1 protein-coding gene is annotated in these 1,192 nt (G+C 42.4%); it reads left to right on the top strand.

What is annotated here, in order from left to right; genetic code table 11:
• Positions 1-887: transposase (locus tag BLV00_RS21615; protein ID WP_093046965.1), on the top strand; the 887-nt coding region annotated here is incomplete at its 5' end.
• Between the last annotated feature and the right edge of the window lie 305 nt (positions 888-1,192).

The raw sequence follows: 1,192 nt of genomic DNA, 5'->3' as shown, positions 1-1,192 counted from the left end.
TGATTGGTGGTAATTTCAGCTATCCCAGGATTCCAGAAGGCGTAGAAGCTGAACTGAAAAACGGCTCCATAACGCGATGGAAACTGAAAGAAAAACAAGCGATGTTGAAAAATCAAATGACGGGGTGGATCGACCAGTACTTTCCTGAATTTAAAACCGTCATCAAAGGTTTTGGTCAATTGGCTTGCGCCATTTTGAAACATACGCCTTTTCCTGAAGATCTACTAAACCAGGAGATAGAGGAACTGGCACTGATGTATAAAGAAAAAGCGGGTCTACGCTCTCCTTCGAAAAGTAAGATTCGAGAGATGAAACGGGCAGCCGAAAACTCCATTGGTATTACGACAGGCAAAGAGATGGCACACTTTGAAATCGCCGCACTTGTCGATCAGTTTCTTCTAATCGAACGTCAACTGACAGAACTCAATCATCACTTAGAAAACTTAGTCACCCAGCTGGATGAATACGAATACCTTGTATCGATTCCCGGCATTGGAAAGCATACGATTATTGATTTGATTGCGGAAACGGGCTCACTTAAGCAGTACACCCATCCACGCCAACTCATTAAACTAGCGGGATTAACACTGCGTGAGAACTCTTCCGGTAAACATCAAGGTCAAAAGAAAATTTCCAAACGGGGGCGAAAACGGCTCAGAAACCTTCTTTTTCGCGCTATTCTGCCTTTAATTCAAAATAATCGTGTGTTTAAGGAATTGTATCAGTATTACATTACTCGTCCCGTTAATCCTTTGAAGAAGAAGGAAGCAATGGTAGTGCTTTGCGGAAAACTGTTAAAGATCTTTTTTGGTTTATCGAACCGCCAGGTTCATTTCAATGAGGACCGAATGAAACAGGACCTCCACTGTCTTCAACAGGCAGCATAGCCTATATTTCTGACCCATAAGATGACACGGAGAAGCTGGCGCCAAGCGAGACAACAGACTACGAGTCTATGCGGGAGAATAAAGCTGGCCTCTGCCTTATGATGAGACCAAACGAAGGAATGTAGGCGCACGACGCCAAGAGACATGGGAGGGTAAGTCCTCATAAGAAAGCAGGGATCCAAGGTGCATCGATAAATACAAAAAGGATCACCTAATACAGTTAGGAAACGCAACGCGTCCCTTTATTTACCTTAAATTTGAATAAAAGGAATAACTTGATTGATGAATGTAAAATAAAAAAATTT

It is taken from the genome of Thalassobacillus cyri (assembly GCF_900107755.1).
GTDB classification, from domain to species: Bacteria; Bacillota; Bacilli; order Bacillales; family Halobacillaceae; genus Thalassobacillus; species Thalassobacillus cyri.
Note: the sequence above shows the minus strand (reverse complement) of the source record. Positions and strands in the feature narration are given on the sequence as shown.